General features: G+C 57.1%; 17 protein-coding genes, 1 pseudogene and 1 riboswitch. Of the genes and pseudogenes, 14 read left to right on the top strand and 4 right to left on the bottom strand.

From position 1 onward, the window contains the following. From ACEN2R_RS19890 to ACEN2R_RS19835, 12 genes are all read left to right on the top strand, one after another. Window positions 1–741 (top strand): DMT family transporter (locus ACEN2R_RS19890; protein WP_442044558.1); only part of this gene is annotated, 741 nt, incomplete at its 5' end. A 282-nt stretch (window positions 742–1023) separates the two neighbouring features. Then, window positions 1024–1124: riboswitch (TPP riboswitch) on the top strand. Window positions 1125–1183: 59 nt separating this feature from the next. Further along, a complete protein-coding gene (gene thiD, locus ACEN2R_RS19885; RefSeq protein WP_442044557.1) occupies window positions 1184–1993 on the top strand; it encodes a bifunctional hydroxymethylpyrimidine kinase/phosphomethylpyrimidine kinase in 810 nt (269 codons plus the stop codon). After that, complete coding sequence (locus ACEN2R_RS19880; protein WP_442044562.1) at window positions 1990–2985, top strand: FAD-dependent oxidoreductase; 996 nt, start codon at window positions 1990–1992, stop codon at window positions 2983–2985. The genes thiD and ACEN2R_RS19880 overlap by 4 nt, the downstream gene beginning before the upstream one ends. Then, window positions 2969–3166: a sulfur carrier protein ThiS gene (thiS, locus tag ACEN2R_RS19875; protein ID WP_442044556.1), complete on the top strand. Its 198-nt coding sequence runs from the start codon at window positions 2969–2971 to the stop codon at window positions 3164–3166. Before ACEN2R_RS19880 ends, thiS begins: the two co-directional genes overlap by 17 nt. Before the next feature lie 3 nt (window positions 3167–3169). Further along, a complete protein-coding gene (locus ACEN2R_RS19870; RefSeq protein ID WP_442044554.1) occupies window positions 3170–3943 on the top strand; it encodes a thiazole synthase in 774 nt (257 codons plus the stop codon). Continuing rightward, a complete protein-coding gene (locus tag ACEN2R_RS19865; RefSeq protein WP_442044552.1) occupies window positions 3940–4536 on the top strand; it encodes a thiamine phosphate synthase in 597 nt (198 codons plus the stop codon). The genes ACEN2R_RS19870 and ACEN2R_RS19865 overlap by 4 nt, the downstream gene beginning before the upstream one ends. Next, the gene (locus tag ACEN2R_RS19860; protein WP_442044550.1) at window positions 4515–5528 is read left to right on the top strand and encodes a HesA/MoeB/ThiF family protein; all 1014 of its coding nucleotides are present in this window, start codon (window positions 4515–4517) and stop codon (window positions 5526–5528) included. The genes ACEN2R_RS19865 and ACEN2R_RS19860 overlap by 22 nt, the downstream gene beginning before the upstream one ends. After that, on the top strand, window positions 5525–6463 hold the full coding sequence (locus ACEN2R_RS19855) for an ABC transporter substrate-binding protein (protein WP_442044549.1): 939 nt from the start codon (window positions 5525–5527) through the stop codon (window positions 6461–6463). The genes ACEN2R_RS19860 and ACEN2R_RS19855 overlap by 4 nt, the downstream gene beginning before the upstream one ends. Further along, complete coding sequence (gene tenA / locus ACEN2R_RS19850) at window positions 6463–7143, top strand: thiaminase II (RefSeq protein ID WP_442044547.1); 681 nt, start codon at window positions 6463–6465, stop codon at window positions 7141–7143. The genes ACEN2R_RS19855 and tenA overlap by 1 nt, the downstream gene beginning before the upstream one ends. Beyond that, window positions 7140–7865, top strand: a complete 726-nt coding sequence (locus ACEN2R_RS19845) for an ABC transporter ATP-binding protein (RefSeq protein ID WP_442044545.1) — start codon at window positions 7140–7142, stop codon at window positions 7863–7865. Before tenA ends, ACEN2R_RS19845 begins: the two co-directional genes overlap by 4 nt. Then, a complete protein-coding gene (locus tag ACEN2R_RS19840) occupies window positions 7862–8611 on the top strand; it encodes an ABC transporter permease (protein WP_442044560.1) in 750 nt (249 codons plus the stop codon). The genes ACEN2R_RS19845 and ACEN2R_RS19840 overlap by 4 nt, the downstream gene beginning before the upstream one ends. An 11-nt stretch (window positions 8612–8622) precedes the next feature. Next, window positions 8623–9288: a TenA family protein gene (locus tag ACEN2R_RS19835; RefSeq protein WP_442044543.1), complete on the top strand. Its 666-nt coding sequence runs from the start codon at window positions 8623–8625 to the stop codon at window positions 9286–9288. 342 nt (window positions 9289–9630) lie between these two features. Here ACEN2R_RS19835 and ACEN2R_RS19830 read toward each other — a convergent pair whose 3' ends face one another. The 3 genes from ACEN2R_RS19830 to ACEN2R_RS19820 form a co-directional block, all read right to left on the bottom strand. Continuing rightward, on the bottom strand, window positions 9631–10578 hold the full coding sequence (locus ACEN2R_RS19830; protein ID WP_442044542.1) for a DMT family transporter: 948 nt from the start codon (window positions 10576–10578) through the stop codon (window positions 9631–9633). Between the two features lie 539 nt (window positions 10579–11117). After that, complete coding sequence (locus tag ACEN2R_RS19825; RefSeq protein ID WP_442044541.1) at window positions 11118–11627, bottom strand: EF-hand domain-containing protein; 510 nt, start codon at window positions 11625–11627, stop codon at window positions 11118–11120. Between the two features lie 67 nt (window positions 11628–11694). After that, entirely contained in the window at window positions 11695–12021 is a 327-nt protein-coding gene (locus ACEN2R_RS19820) for a hypothetical protein (protein ID WP_442044540.1), read from the bottom strand. A 154-nt stretch (window positions 12022–12175) separates the two neighbouring features. On the opposite strand from ACEN2R_RS19820, the pseudogene ACEN2R_RS19815 reads away from it, so the two are divergent. Continuing rightward, window positions 12176–12337 (top strand): annotated as a pseudogene (locus tag ACEN2R_RS19815) (phage terminase large subunit family protein); the annotation flags it as partial. A 588-nt stretch (window positions 12338–12925) separates the two neighbouring features. Beyond that, the gene (locus ACEN2R_RS19810) at window positions 12926–14188 is read left to right on the top strand and encodes a site-specific DNA-methyltransferase (RefSeq protein WP_442044539.1); all 1263 of its coding nucleotides are present in this window, start codon (window positions 12926–12928) and stop codon (window positions 14186–14188) included. Window positions 14189–14332: 144 nt separating this feature from the next. Here ACEN2R_RS19810 and ACEN2R_RS19805 read toward each other — a convergent pair. After that, on the bottom strand, window positions 14333–14684 hold a 352-nt coding region (locus ACEN2R_RS19805), incomplete at its 5' end, for a hypothetical protein (RefSeq protein WP_442044537.1).

The following is a 14684-nucleotide window of genomic DNA, read 5'->3' as shown; positions in this document are numbered from 1 at the left end:
CAACCCACCAAAACCAACCGAAGAAACCCAAGCCTAAATTCCAAAGGCCACTGTCTCAAAGTCGTTGACACGTTCCGCGGCGGGGTCGCCGCGACGCTCGGGTCGCTGCAAGCGATGATGGTGATCCTTATGGCGCGCGGATGGCTCGGCACGCCGATCCGGGTGGGAGCCGTCGCCACGGCGGCGACCGGCGTGCTAGGTGTGGGGCTTCTGCTCGTGGGCCCGGAGGCCGCACTCGACACCGTCGGCATTGCCGCCGGCCTGGGTGGCGCTGCGTCGATGGCAGCAGGCACGGTTCTCAGCCGCAAATGGCAGCCGCCCGTTTCGGCACTCAGCTTCACCGCCTGGCAACTCACCGCCGGAGGTCTGATCCTGCTGCCGTTCGCCCTGATCGTCGAACCGCCGCTGCCGCCGCTCACGGTCTCGAACCTGGCGGGCCTCGTCTGGCTCGGTCTTGTTGGAGCCGCCGCGACCTACGCCATCTGGTTCAGGGGCGTTGCCAGGCTCGAGCCTGGGGCCGTCTCCATGCTGGGTATGATGAGCCCTGTCACGGCGGTGATCCTTGGCTGGCTTTGGCTTGGTGGACAATCTCTAGCACCACTCCAGTTTGTCGGCGCTGCAGTTATCTTCGGCTCGGTTTGGGCTAGTCAGGGTGCCAACCGCCAGCATGTCGACGGTGTTCTTGCACGTCCTCACGACGCGATTCGATCAGATGGTGCAAGCCCACGAATAGTTCCGTAAGCATATGGCAGCGTAGTCACCAAGTTAAAAGCCGACGTCCCGATGAACTCTAAACCGAGTTCCGTTCTGCAGCGCAGCAAGTCGATTTTAGGTCGAATTTACATGAGGCTCCATAGTTTACCAACGCCCGCTTTGAAGATTTGAAAGAATGTGATCAGGGCACCTTTGGCTGTCACAGCGCTAACATGCGTCATTTCGGATATTGCAGTTGGCGGTATCCTATCATAACGAAGTAGACGAATAACACCGCTTCGCTCGCGAGTTGCGGCAAAACGGTAACGAAATCATCCGTCGGGGGGCCCATTTGGGCTGAGAGGTGCGCGCACCGACCCGTCGAACCTGATCCGGGTTATACCGGCGTAGGGAACGGGTAGATTGTGCGACTAAGATCGCACGAGGCTCATTCTTGCGTTGGCACGGCCCATACTGTGGAGACGTGCCCGTGGCAAAACACACCCCGATTGTCCTGACCATTGCTGGCTCCGATAGTGGAGGCGGCGCTGGCGTGCAGGCTGACATCAAAGCGGTCTCTGCAGTCGGGGCGTATTGCGCAAGCGTCATCACCGCAGTGACCGCCCAAAACACAATAGGCGTGACGGCAGTGCATGCGGTGCCAGCCGACATCGTTGCCGCGCAAATCGATGCGGTCTTATCGGATCTTGGTGTTGATGTGATCAAGTTGGGGATGCTGTTTTCTGTGGCGAACATTTCAGCCTCGGCTAAACGCTTGGCTGCGTTCGAAGGCCCGATCGTCGTTGATCCGGTGATGATCGCAAAGTCGGGCGATGCGCTTTTACAAGACGCCGCAGTAACCGCGCTGATCACGCAGATCCTGCCGCATGCAAGCCTTCTAACCCCGAATTTACCCGAAGCCGCGCGGTTGTTGAACACATCCGAGGCGACAACACCCGAAGAGATGGCCAGGCAAGGGCAGCGGCTGATCGAGATGGGACCGAAGGCCGTCCTGATGAAGGGTGGCCATGCTGTTGGCGGAAGGTGCACAGACGTGCTTGTCAATGCGAGCGGCCTTATCGCCACATTCGCAGCGCCGCGGATCGACACACACAACACCCATGGCACAGGGTGCACCTACTCGGCAGCCATCGCGGCACGCCTTGCACAAGGGCTTGATCTAAAGGATGCCGTGACTGCGGCACACGAATACCTTCAGGCGGCGATCAAGGCCGCCGACACCTTGCAAATCGGAAAGGGTCACGGCCCCGTGCACCACTTTCACGGCCAATGGGGATGACGGCGGCTACGATCATAGGTGCTGGCGTTGCCGGTCTTTGCGTCGCGCGGGCATTGTTGGATCGCGGGGCCGATGTCGTGTTGGTTGACCGGCATACGGACGCGGGCCCTCACGCCTGCTCCTGGTGGGCGGGCGGCATGCTTGCACCGTTTTGCGAAGGCGAAAGCGCCGAGGAACCCGTTGTTCGGTTGGGATGTGAAGCGACAGATTGGTGGGAAGCAAAAACCAATGCCGTGCACCGTTGCGGCTCACTTGTCGTGTCTCTGGCCCGCGACAAATCTGATCTTGCGAGGTTCGCCCGGCGCACAACCGGTTTCCGCCAAGTGAATGGGCTTGAAATTTCAAACCTTGAACCTGATTTGGGGGATCGTTTTACGAAGGGATTGTTCTTTGAGAGCGAAGCCCACCTTGCCCCTCGCCTTGCTCTTGCCCAATTGCGCGCAAGCGTCTTGGCAGACGGCGCAGCATTTGTTCAAGACGATGCCGACCCTGATGAATACGCACAGCGAGGCTTGACCATCGATTGCCGAGGGTTTCAGGCCAAAGACAAACTGCACGATCTGCGCGGTGTCAAAGGTGAAATGTTGGTTTTGTCCTGTCCTGATGTCACCTTAACTCGCCCCATCCGATTGCTGCACCCCCGTGTCCCGCTTTACCTCGTGCCGCGTGGCGACGGTATTTTCATGCTGGGCGCGACGATGATTGAAGGCTACGCAGGCAAGCATATCACCGCGCGTGCCTTGCTGGAACTGCTCAGTGCCGCTTATGCGTTGAACCCCGCGTTTGGTGAGGCCGAGGTGGTTGAAATTGGCGTCGATAGCCGCCCTGCCTTTCCCGACAACCTACCGCGTATCAGGCGCAACGGAAAATTGATCCATGCCAACGGCTTGTTCCGGCACGGTTTCCTTTTGGCCCCCGCCTTGGCGCGGATGGTGGTTGATCTGATTTTTGACAACAAAACTCCGGAGATGATGGATGAAACTGCAGCTTAACGGTGCCTCAATCGATTCGCAGGTCACCACATTGGCCGATCTACTGATAGCCGAGGGGTTTGGTGATGCCAAAGTCGCCACAGCCGTAAACGGCACATTTGTACCTGCTCTGGCCCGCTGGGATCATGCCCTTACGCGAGGTGATGCCATCGAAGTCCTTGCCCCGATGCAGGGAGGTTAGGCCATGCGCGATTTTTACGGCACGACATTGGCAAATGGCTTTATGCTGGGGACCGCGCAATACCCGTCGCCTGCAATCTTGGCGAATGCGTTCAAGTGCAGCGGTGCCAGTGTTGCGACAGTCTCCTTGCGCCGCGAAAGCGGGCAGGATCGCGCGGGCCAGGACTTCTGGCAACTCATCCGCAAACTTGGCGTGCATATTCTCCCCAACACCGCTGGCTGTCACAGCGTCAAAGAAGCAGTGACGACTGCACATATGGCGCGTGAGGTGTTTGATACCAAATGGATCAAGCTAGAGGTCATTGGCGAAGAAGACACCCTACAGCCGGATGTTTTCGGGCTTGTTGAAGCCGCGCGCATTCTGTCTGAGGACGGGTTTCAGGTGTTTCCATATACCACCGAAGACTTGGTCGTTGCCGACAGGCTGCTGCACGCAGGCTGCAAAGTTTTGATGCCATGGGGTGCGCCGATTGGGTCGGGTCTTGGGCTGAACAATATTTTTGGACTGCGGGCCATGCGCGCCCATTTCCCCGACGTGCCTTTGGTCATTGATGCAGGCCTCGGCCTGCCGTCACAAGCCGCCGCCGCGATGGAGATGGGCTTTGACGCCGTTCTGCTCAACACCGCCGTGGCCAAGGCAGGCGACCCTGCCGCAATGGCTGAGGCGTTCGCGACTGCAATCAAAGCAGGTCAATTGGCCCGAGCCGCCGACCCGATGGAGCCACGAGACATGGCGGCCCCATCGACCCCTGTGATAGGAAAGGCGTTCTTGGCATGACATTGGATCGATTTTATCCGATTTTTGACAGTGCCGATTGGATCGAACGGCTTGTCCCGCTTGGGATCAAGTTGGTGCAATTACGGATTAAGAATGTCGCGCCTGATGTGGCACGCGATCATATCCAACGTGCAAAACTGATCTGTGCGCACCACGACTGCACACTGATCATCAACGATCATTGGCAGGCCGCGATTGATGCTGGTTGCGACTATATCCACCTTGGGCAAGAAGACCTTGATGACGCTGATATCACAGCTATCCGCGCCGCGAGTCTGCGGCTTGGGATCAGCACGCATGACAAGGCAGAATTGAAACGCGCCATGGCGCTTGCCCCTGATTACATAGCGTTGGGGCCGATTTACCCGACGATCTTGAAGAAAATGAAGTGGCATGAACAGGGCCTCGCAAAGCTGACCACTTGGCGCGACCTGATCGGTGAAACGCCGCTGATCGCAATCGGAGGTATGTCGATCGACCGCGCGTCGGGTGCATTTGATGCGGGCGCGGATGTGGTCGCCGCTGTCACTGACATCACATTGAACGAAATCCCGGAGGATCGTGTACGCGCATGGCTGGCGGCGACACGATGACTAGATATGCGCGTCAAATTTGCCTGCCCGAGGTGGGCGATGCGGGCCAAGCTGCAATCCAAGCTGCACATGTTCTTGTGGTTGGAGTTGGGGGTTTGGGAGCGCCGGTATTGCAATATCTGGTCGCGGCAGGCGTTGGGCGACTGACATTGGTAGACGGCGATGTTGTGTCCCTGTCCAATCTCCACAGGCAGACCTTGTTTCGTGAGGCTGACGTTGGCAAGGCCAAGGCCGTCGTTGCGGCACAAACACTGCGCGCTCTGAACAACGATTGCGTGATTGAAGCTATTGAAATCGCGCTTGATCCATCAAACGCGATGACCTTCATCGGGCAAAGCACGCTTGTTTTGGACTGCGCCGACAGCTTTGCCACCAGCTACATTCTGTCCGATAGGTGTAAAGCGTTGGGCGTCCCGCTCATCAGCGCGTCCGTGTTGGGACTTGCAGGCTACGTCGGCGGTTTTTGCCATACCGCACCTTCGCTGCGCGCGGTGTTTCCCGACCTGCCAGATCGCGTGGCGACCTGTGCGACAGCCGGGGTCATGGGGCCAGTTGTGGGCATGATCGGTGCCGCACAGGCGCAGATGGCATTGGCGTATATGATCGGCCAAACGCCTTCGCCTTTAGGCCAGTTGGTCCGCTTTGATATGCAAAATTTCCGGTCCAGCGGATTCCGGTTCGACACAGCACCAGACCCCGCAGCAGATTTGACATTCATCGCCGTCTCAGAGGTCACAGGCTGCGATTTTGTCATCGAGTTACGCGACGCAAAAGAAGCCGTAACGCCGGTTACCGTAGGTGCGCGGCGTCTAACCGTCGCGCAATTTGCCGATCAACGACCAACTCCGGCCGGCAATCAACGTGCAGTCTTCGCGTGCCGATCCGGTTTGCGCGCTTGGCAAGCTGCCAAGCATCTTCGTTCCTATTGGGACGGCGATATCACTTTGATTGCAATGGGCGACACGCCACCAACTGAAAGACAACCGATATGAAACTGACCTCTTTGACCGTCGCACTTTCCTTTGCGGCCTCTCCGCTAATGGCCGCCGATGAGATGACCGTTCTGCTGGATTGGTTCATCAACCCGGACCACGGCCCGATAATCGTGGCGCAAGAACTGGGCTACTTTGCCGAACAGGATCTTGAGGTCGAAATCATCGCGCCTGCCGATCCATCGGATCCGCCCAAACTGGTCGCCGCAGGCAAAGCGGAACTGGCGATTTCATACCAACCGCAACTGCATCTGCAAATCCATGAAGGCCTGCCTTTGCAACGTGTCGGAACATTGGTAGCGACACCTTTGAATTGCCTGCTGACCCTCGCCGACGGCCCGATCCAATCGCCTGCCGATTTGGCAGGCAAGAAGGTCGGATTTTCTGTCGGCGGCGTAGAAGAGGCTGTCCTAGGATCGATCCTGCGTCACCACGGTTTGTCCTTGGATGATGTCGAACTGGTCAATGTGAACTGGTCGCTGTCACCGTCGTTGATGTCTGGTCAGGTTGATGCCGTCATCGGCGCGTACCGCAACTTTGAACTCAACCAGATGGAAATCGAAGGCGTCGAAGGCAAATGCTTTTTTGTCGAAGAAGAAGGGCTGCCATCCTATGACGAGCTGATCTATGTCGCCAACACCGACACTATGGATAAAGACATGATCTCCCGTTTCTTGGCCGCGACCGAAAAGGCGACGCAGTACATTGTGAACCACCCAGAGGACAGCTGGAAAATCTTTGCAGGGACCTCTGCCGAATTGCAAGACGAGCTGAACGCCAAAGCTTGGGTCGATACGCTGCCACGCTTTGCCCTGCGCCCAACAGCAATGGACGAAGGCCGCTATGCCACGTTTGAGGCGTTCTTGCATGAGGCTGGCCTGATCCCGTCGCAAAACCCTGTGTCCAAGATCGCTATCGACGTGACGGCGAACTGATGGCACCTGATTATGGTGAAACCTTCGCGCTTTGGCGCGAGGGGGCTGCGGGGCCGTGGCATGATTACACGCATCACGCCTTTGTCGAACGGCTGGGCGACGGCACCCTGCCGCGTTCTGCGTTCCTACACTATCTGATCCAAGACTATGTGTTTTTGGTCCATTTTTCCCGCGCGTGGTCACTGGCCGTCGTTAAATCCGAAACGCTTGAGGAAATGAAAATTTGCGCAGGGACTGTGGACGCATTGGTCAATCATGAAATGTCGCTGCATGTTAAAACATGCGCTGCCGAGGGCATTAACGAGGCCGAATTGTTTGCCGCGCAAGAGGCTGTCGAAAACCTGGCCTACACACGTTATGTGATGGACGCGGGGCTTCAAGGCGACTTTTTGGATTTGATGGCGGCATTGGTTCCTTGCGTCATGGGATACGGTGAAATCGGCTTGCGGTTGGCGCGCAGTAAGGCCCATGACACACCCTATGCCGCGTGGATCGCGACCTATGCAGACCCCGATTATCAGGCGGTTTGCACCGATATTGGCACCATGATAGACAATGCCGTGGCGCGCCGGATCGGTGATTTGTCTCAATCGCCGCGGGCCGCAGCTCTCCAAGATCGCTTCAGCATTGCGACAAAACTGGAAGTCGGGTTCTGGAAAATGGGCCTGAACGACGCATGAACATATCGCCCGGGATCATGTTGAAAGGCCAACACCGGATCGGTGATCGTGTTCTATTCAACACAGACCTGTACATCCCCGGCGCACAATGGACCTGTCTTTTGGGGCGGTCAGGTGTTGGCAAATCAACGATCCTGCGGCTGATCCTCGGGCTTGAGACTGGGGGCGTATTCAGCGGATCATTTGCGGCCACTGATGGTGTGCCCTTTGCGGGTCGCATCAGTTATATGGCGCAGTCGGATTTGTTGCTGCCGTGGTTGTCGGTGTTGGACAACGTCTGTATCGGTGCGCGGCTGCGGGGTGAGGCCCCGAATGCTGACCGTGCCCTCGACCTTCTGCATCGGGTCGGGTTGTCGGATCATGCAGACCAAAAACCCGCCACCCTATCTGGCGGAATGCGACAACGAGCCGCCCTAGCGCGCACCCTGTTTGAGGATCGTCCCATCGTGTTTCTGGACGAGCCGTTTTCAGCGCTTGATGCAGGCACACGGGCCGACATGCAGGAACTGGCTACCGACGTTTTGCAAGACCGCACCGTTCTATTGGTCACCCATGATCCTGCCGAAGCCGCACGTCTGGCGCATCAAATTACCGTCATGTCAGCGCAAGAGACGCAAAACTGGCCGGTCCCTGAAACCGCAGCCCTAAGAGACATCAACGCAGCGGAAACACTCGCATGTCAGGCCCAGTTGCTCGCGTATTTGCGGGGGATTGCCGCATGAGGTTTTGGGATACCTTGCTGGCTTTGTTGATCGGGCTAGCTTCGTGGCAAGTGCTGGTCATTGTCGCCGACGCGCCCCACTTCATCCTGCCGTCCCCTTGGCGGGTCGCACAGGCCGCATACAAAAGCCGCGTGATCATTGCAGAAAATTCGTGGGTCACAGCGATCGAGGTCGTGCTTGGGTTGCTGATCGGCACGTTACTTGGCGTTGCAACGGCGATCCAGCTGGCGATGTCAAAGACCGTTGAACGGCTGATGTTGCCGATTCTTGTGTTCACCCAAGCCGTGCCCGTTTTTGCATTGGCTCCCTTGCTGACACTTTGGTTCGGCTACGGCATGGGATCAAAAATTGTGATGGCGGTTCTGATTATCTACTTTCCGGTCACGTCCTCTTTCCACGATGGGTTGACGCGGATCGACAGCGGATACCGTGATTTGTCGATTTCGATGGGCGCAGAAAAGTGGAGTTTCATGCGGCACATTCAAATTCCCCAAGCGCTTCCCAGCCTTGGAACGGGTCTACGGCTTGCGGCAGTTTATGCTCCAATTGGCGCGGTCATTGGCGAATGGGTTGGGGCATCTAAGGGGCTTGGCTATCTGATGCTGCTTGCCAATGGTCGTGCAAAAATTGACCTGATGTTTGCCAGCTTGATCGTTCTCGCGTGCCTGACCGTGATTTTACACATCGCAGTCGGCATGCTGGCCAACAGGCTGACCTGTTACGCCCAAGGCACATCGAAACCATAGAAAGCACCAAAATGCGCGCCACTGATCTTTTGAAAATATCAACTCAAAACGACTGGGATGCCGCAACGGATCATCCGTTCTGCAAAGAGCTGGCCGACGGCACTCTGCCGCTGGATAAAATGCGGTGGTATCTTGTTCAGGGTTATAAGTTCATCGATGAATTTGTGCGGCTTTTGGCGACTGCCATCGCGCATGCTCCGACATTGGCGGACGGGGTTCCTATGGCGCAGTTCTTGGGCCTAGTGACCAGCACCGAGAATACATATTTCTTGCGCAGCTTTGAAGCACTTGAGGTGTCAACAGGATATCAAAACGCACCGGCCGCTCCAGCGACCCGCGCGTTTCAGGACCTGATGCATGCAGCGCGTACCTCTGGTCGCTATGAACAAATGCTGGCTGTTCTTATTGTTGCGGAGTGGAGCTACCTGACTTGGGCAAACCGCTATAAAAACTATAGCACGGATTTGCCATTTTGGTTCTCAGAATGGATAGATTTGCACACTGGCGAAGGGTTCGAAAATGTTGTGGCCCACCTACGCGATCAGTTGGACAATGTTTGGGTTGAAATAGATGATTGTCGCCGATCCAAAGCAGCTGCGATGTTTAACGATGCCGTATCGTGTGAAATCGCGTTTCTTGATGCTGCATTCGAAATCCGGCAGGCAAAGCGGACATAGCGTTTCGCATCATGAAGGTCGGTTTTGTCCGCTGACCGACGTTTCATTCAACAGAATGCGGTGCGATACACGAATGGCCGCTCTGACGGGCTGCGCCGCAGCATTGTGTCAGCGCGTGGGTTGCCGCAATGGGCTGCGAATGGCCACTTATTCCTCCCTGACACGAACCCTTCGCACTTGCAGCGAATTCACACTTTCCGCCCGGTCTCTGCAGATCATGCGCAATGAGGACAGCGCCAGATCAAACGTCGAGTTTGGGCTGGAGCGGTCAGCTGAACCTGCGGCTTCTCGTACCAAGTTGCCAGTCGGATGTGGGTTCTTGATTGAAGATCGTAAGTCGCCTCAAATCGGTGGAGCGGCGCGCTCGGTGATCAACTGACGGGCGGTGACCCTTTCGCGGTGGATCATATATAGACCCGCACCGATGATGATACCGATGCCGGTCAGGGTCAGCGCGTTGGGAAAATCGCTGAAGACCAGATAGCCCAGCAGGGTTGCCACCGGCAGTTCGAGATATTGAAGTGGTGCCAACGTGGCCGAGGGCGCCAGCGACAGCGCATAGGTCATCATCATATGGCTCAGCGTGGCGAAAAACCCGCCCCCCAACAGCCAGAGCCACGCAACCCCTTCGGGCCAGACCGGATCAAGTAACTCAGCTCCTGTGCCTTGGGCCAGTATCATCACTGGCAGGCACAAAAGGCTGGCGATCAGGCCGGTGTGGAATTGCAAAGTCACGGGATGCATCCGCCGCGACAGGCCGCGTGTGACCAGTATGTAGAAAGCGAACCCGACCGCCGTGCCGAGCGGAAACAGCGCCACCGCGCCAAAGGCTGCGAAACTGGGCTGGATCACGAACAGGACACCCACAAAGCCCACCATCGCCGCCCCCACGCGGCGCGGCCCGACATCTTCGCCCAGATAGAATTTCCCCACCAGCAGCACGATGAACGGGGCTACAAACACGATCGCCAGCGCATCGGCCAGCGGCATGACACGGATCGCGGCGATAAAGCAAAAGGTCGAGGCAAGCAAAAGTACCGCGCGCGATAGCAGTGCCAGCCATTGCCCCCGCGCTACCCGCAACGACAGCCCCATGATCCAGACAAACGGCGCCATCAGCGCGCACTGAACGATAAAGCGTGCGGCGGTGATCTGTCCCACGGGTACGCTGTCTGATGCCAGTTTGGCCGCGACGTCCAGCAACGGAGCAGTGACGCAAAATCCGACCATCAAGGCTACACCCGCAAGGATGCGATCCGTGGATGGCGTGTAAGAGGTGGCACTGGTCATGGACCACGCTTAGGGCGTCACCCTATGCGCGTCTATTCTTTTTGCGACGCTTGGTTGCGTCAAAGGGGCTATCCTCGCTGGACTGGCACCGCACAATCGTGAGTCCGGCCAATGGAAAGGAAAAATCCTTCATCAGCGGCGGACGAAAACCCTTACGCGACGCCCTCCACATGCCAGCCCTCGTCGCTATGAGGTTCAACCCAGATCTCAAAGCGAAATACAGCGCGCTTCGCGAAGCCGGAAAGCCAGCCAAAGTCGCCATCGTAGCCCTCATGCGTAAGCTCATCGAAACAGGAAACGCTCTGATCAAAGATGATCGTTGCTGGAGCCCAAAATCAGCTTGATCAAGACGGATACTTGTCATGGTATTCTCCTCGCTTGCAGCATAATGCTGCCGTTGCGCAGAAAATCCACTTATCCCGACTGTTCAAATTTCCCCAGCCACCTCTGTCCGTCGGCGTTGCGGAACGTTGCAACGCCGACGGATCAAAACATCTCCGCCCTGCAGGCAGAAAGCTTGTAATGACTCGGTCGTCGGCTCAGAATGGGTTTTGTTGTGATCGGAATTCCCACACTGTGACTTTGCCGTCCTTGTCGGCGTCGGCGGCTTCATAGCTTGCCTGCACCTTGGCTACGAACTCTGCCAATGTCACGTCCCCGTCGCCATCAGCGTCCATCCCTTTGAACCGTCCAGTGCGGTTTACATAGAGGCGCTCAACATTTCTTCGCCCCATCTGCATGCCCGAAGGTGCGCTATCGATATACTCATCTTCGCTGATCTGGCCGTCTCCATCAGCGTCAAATTGGGCAAACGCAGCGCTGGCATGTGTCGAAGCCTCGGCCGCGCTGACGATCCCGTCGCCATCCGTATCGACAGGGCGCGCCATCATTCCTATCCGTCCGGCATAGGGTCCATACCCGAATGGCATAACTTGCATCATGTCGTCGTTTTCAGAGTCACCTTCAGCTAGAACGATCGACCCGCTTGCCAATGCTGCAATTACCGTTGTTGCTGAGACCAAGCCGCGAATTGAAATGAATTTAGACATCATAGTCTCCATCTCTGATTTGGGGGAAATGTGCCGATCACAACGCGTGAAGCGACACCGAAAGGTTTCAGTTTTTGCCAGAGCCGCCGGAGTTGTCTGTGTCCGGGGCGCAATCCCTGTCCTGATCTCTGGTTTGATCTTGGGTTTGGTCCTGAATTGCACAGTCTAGCAAACGATCGCGCTCCCGCAAAAGAGCCGTGCAGGCATCTGAGGTCACGCCGTCGCAATCTTTAAGTTGATCTCGAATTCTCAACAGATCGGCGCAATCTCTCTCGCCCAAGGCACCACAATCTTGAAGCTGGTCACGGTCCTGAGTTTGATCCTGCGCCATAATAGCGCTAGGAACTGCGATGCTCATCGCGAGCGCAAATGCGGAAATAAGTGTGAGTTTCATAATCTTTGTCCTTTTCTGAAAATTGTTTAACAGCGTTCATTTTATGACACGCTGCGACCCCTACATTGATTTGAATCATCAACTGAGATCACGTGCCAAGAGCGGGCCAAATGCCGCCAAAAGGCAGTCTTGGTCGCCGTCAGGGCGATGATGTATGGATGCGCTCTCGCCTCGACACCCGGCGCAGTGGATCAGCCTCATGAAAGCAGCAAAGGTCGGCGCCACAGAGGCTGGTAACAACCGGATCGGCTTTGTCATCCACCATGCGCAGGGGACGGGGCCGATGCTTGCAATGCTGCCAACGGTGAACTTGTCGCTGTGATCTTTGATCTGGTCCGAGATCAGCATGGGTACTAAAGGGCATCAGATCACAGTGGGCTGCCTTCATGCCGATGTGTTCCGAAGGCCGATCAAAAACCTGCACCTTGGTGTTTAGCTATCCCCTCCCATGGTTCCTCCCCGGCCCTATCCGTATACGGGGGGCTTGGCGCGCCATTTCGTTAGCGCGTGGCTTTTTCACCGGGGAAGCCACCTTGGCCAGCAGCCAAAATAAAGTTATTTAGTTACAATGCGTTGAGCGCGCAGAAATAGCTTTTCAGGTGGATTTTACTATTTAAGCAAGAATCCACCCAAGCCAAAATCGAGCCAGTTTAGCCAGCCAGGGAAGCCACCCTCTTTGCGCTCGTTTCGCGGGGCTCGAAACGGTCATGACATGAGCCGCAAAAATGGTTTGACAAAGCTGCCCCCCTTGACTCATACCTACATCATCGAAGAATAGCGCCCGGAGGAACCCCCTCGAGAGCGCTTTTTGTTTTTCTGACATCCCATATCCCCATTCTGCCGCTGACAAGCACAGCGGCGCGCATTGGCATGTCCGCCCTGCCCCAAGAACGAGAACATCCTCATGGACCTTGTCTTCGCGCCAAGCGAGATCGAGACGTGGCCGATTGATCAGCTTCGCCCCTATGCCCGCAATGCAAAGATCCATGGCGCCAATCAGGTGGCCAAGATCGCGGCCAGCATGGCGAAGTTCGGCTGGACCGTGCCCTGCATGGTGGCCGACGATGGCGAGCTGATCGCCGGGCATGGCCGGGTGCTGGCAGCGACGATGCTGGGCCTGACCGACGTGCCGGTGATCCGGCTCAGTCATCTCGACGAGGCCGGGCGGCGGGCCTACCGGATCGCGGACAACAAATTGACCGAGCTCGGCGACTGGGACGAGGCGATGCTGCGCGACGAGATCGCCGGTCTCCTGGCCGAGGACTTCGACCTGTCACTGTTGGGAATGAGTGACGCAGACCTCGACGCTTTGCTGCAAGACGCGGACGCCCTGGGCGATGGCGGTGCTGTCGAGGGGGAAAATGACGTCCCCGTTCCCCCTATGGATCCCGTCTCGGTCGCAGGCGACCTTTGGCAACTCGGATCACACCGGCTGATCTGTGGTGACAGTACCAGTGCAGATGTGGTTGGGCGGTTGTTGGGCGACGTGAAGCCGCTCTTGATGGTGACCGACCCGCCTTACGGCGTCGATTATGACCCGAGCTGGCGCAACCAGGCGGGTGCCGCCAAGACCAAGCGGACCGGCAAGGTCCTGAACGACGACCGCGCCGACTGGCGCGAGGCGTGGTCGCTGTTTCCCGGCGATGTTGCGTATGTCTGGCACGGCGCGCTACATGCGGCGACCGTCGCGGAAAGCTTGGTCGCATCAGGCTTCAACATCCGCTCCCAGATCATCTGGGCCAAGGACCGGCTGGTGCTCAGCCGTGGGGATTATCATTGGCAGCATGAGCCGTGTTGGTATGCTGTACGCAAGACCGGCAAGGGCCACTGGGCCGGCGACCGCAAGCAGACGACCTTATGGCAGATTGCAAATAAGGATCAGGATGTCGACACTGTGCACGGCACGCAGAAGCCGGTCGAATGCATGCGCCGCCCGATCCTGAACAATTCCAGCCCGGGTCAGGCGGTCTATGAGCCCTTCATGGGATCGGGCACAACCCTGATCGCCGCCGAGACAACCGGTCGCGTTTGCTATGGCGTGGAACTGAACCCTGCCTATGTCGATGTGGCCATTGAGCGATGGCAGCAGTTTACCGGCGCAAGCGCCATATTGGCTGATACGGGCGAGGCGTTCGGAGAGTTGAAGATCCAAAGGCAACAAAAATAGCAACAGGACCTGTCGAAACCACAGGCTCAACAGCGACATGGTACGGCTAGCTCAACCCAGCCAAATCTCTATCGGTAAGGTCAAATTTGCGGACGAGTGGACTTAGCTGCCGTGTGCTGCACCATTATACCAACGGCCGCTTCTCTAATTGGGCGTTTGGGTCAAGCTCGTTTTCCTTCTTTCTCGTGGATCATTGTCGCTCATCCGGGTCACGCTTCTCTTCGCAGTCTGGTTGATGCCATCTGGCATCGCTGCACGCATGTGTCGGATTGGTAGTGGAGAGCCTTGCTCTCTTAGACGCGCTTCTCGTTGCGCAGCAGCCTGATTGAGATCAACGCGCTGAATACAAAAAGGCTCTAAGGCTTTAAAGAGCACAAGTACGTGCTGCATTTCCTTGAGAGGAAGCATTATGAATATGATCGCCACAATTTTTGGACTTTCCGCTATGGCTGTCGCCACGACCGCTATGGCCGAGGGCGACCTGAGCCGTGCTAAC

The organism is Pseudogemmobacter sp. W21_MBD1_M6, assembly GCF_052119585.1.
In the GTDB taxonomy this organism is placed as follows: domain Bacteria; phylum Pseudomonadota; class Alphaproteobacteria; order Rhodobacterales; family Rhodobacteraceae; genus JBGQOJ01.
The sequence above is the reverse complement of the archived record's forward strand: the minus strand, read 5'-3'. Positions and strand labels throughout refer to the sequence as shown.

What these genes read in the sequence shown, in the direction of transcription:
- ACEN2R_RS19880 (WP_442044562.1), top strand. Translation starts at nt 1,990, where the DNA reads ATGACGGCGGCTACGATCATAGGTGCTGGCGTTGCCGGTCTTTGCGTC.
- thiS (WP_442044556.1), top strand. Translation starts at nt 2,969, where the DNA reads ATGAAACTGCAGCTTAACGGTGCCTCAATCGATTCGCAGGTCACCACA.
- ACEN2R_RS19870 (WP_442044554.1), top strand. Translation starts at nt 3,170, where the DNA reads ATGCGCGATTTTTACGGCACGACATTGGCAAATGGCTTTATGCTGGGG.
- ACEN2R_RS19865 (WP_442044552.1), top strand. Translation starts at nt 3,940, where the DNA reads ATGACATTGGATCGATTTTATCCGATTTTTGACAGTGCCGATTGGATC.
- ACEN2R_RS19860 (WP_442044550.1), top strand. Translation starts at nt 4,515, where the DNA reads ATGGCTGGCGGCGACACGATGACTAGATATGCGCGTCAAATTTGCCTG.
- ACEN2R_RS19855 (WP_442044549.1), top strand. Translation starts at nt 5,525, where the DNA reads ATGAAACTGACCTCTTTGACCGTCGCACTTTCCTTTGCGGCCTCTCCG.
- tenA (WP_442044547.1), top strand. Translation starts at nt 6,463, where the DNA reads ATGGCACCTGATTATGGTGAAACCTTCGCGCTTTGGCGCGAGGGGGCT.
- ACEN2R_RS19845 (WP_442044545.1), top strand. Translation starts at nt 7,140, where the DNA reads ATGAACATATCGCCCGGGATCATGTTGAAAGGCCAACACCGGATCGGT.
- ACEN2R_RS19840 (WP_442044560.1), top strand. Translation starts at nt 7,862, where the DNA reads ATGAGGTTTTGGGATACCTTGCTGGCTTTGTTGATCGGGCTAGCTTCG.
- ACEN2R_RS19835 (WP_442044543.1), top strand. Translation starts at nt 8,623, where the DNA reads ATGCGCGCCACTGATCTTTTGAAAATATCAACTCAAAACGACTGGGAT.
- ACEN2R_RS19830 (WP_442044542.1), bottom strand. Translation starts at nt 10,578, where the DNA reads ATGACCAGTGCCACCTCTTACACGCCATCCACGGATCGCATCCTTGCG.
- ACEN2R_RS19825 (WP_442044541.1), bottom strand. Translation starts at nt 11,627, where the DNA reads ATGTCTAAATTCATTTCAATTCGCGGCTTGGTCTCAGCAACAACGGTA.
- ACEN2R_RS19820 (WP_442044540.1), bottom strand. Translation starts at nt 12,021, where the DNA reads ATGAAACTCACACTTATTTCCGCATTTGCGCTCGCGATGAGCATCGCA.
- ACEN2R_RS19810 (WP_442044539.1), top strand. Translation starts at nt 12,926, where the DNA reads ATGGACCTTGTCTTCGCGCCAAGCGAGATCGAGACGTGGCCGATTGAT.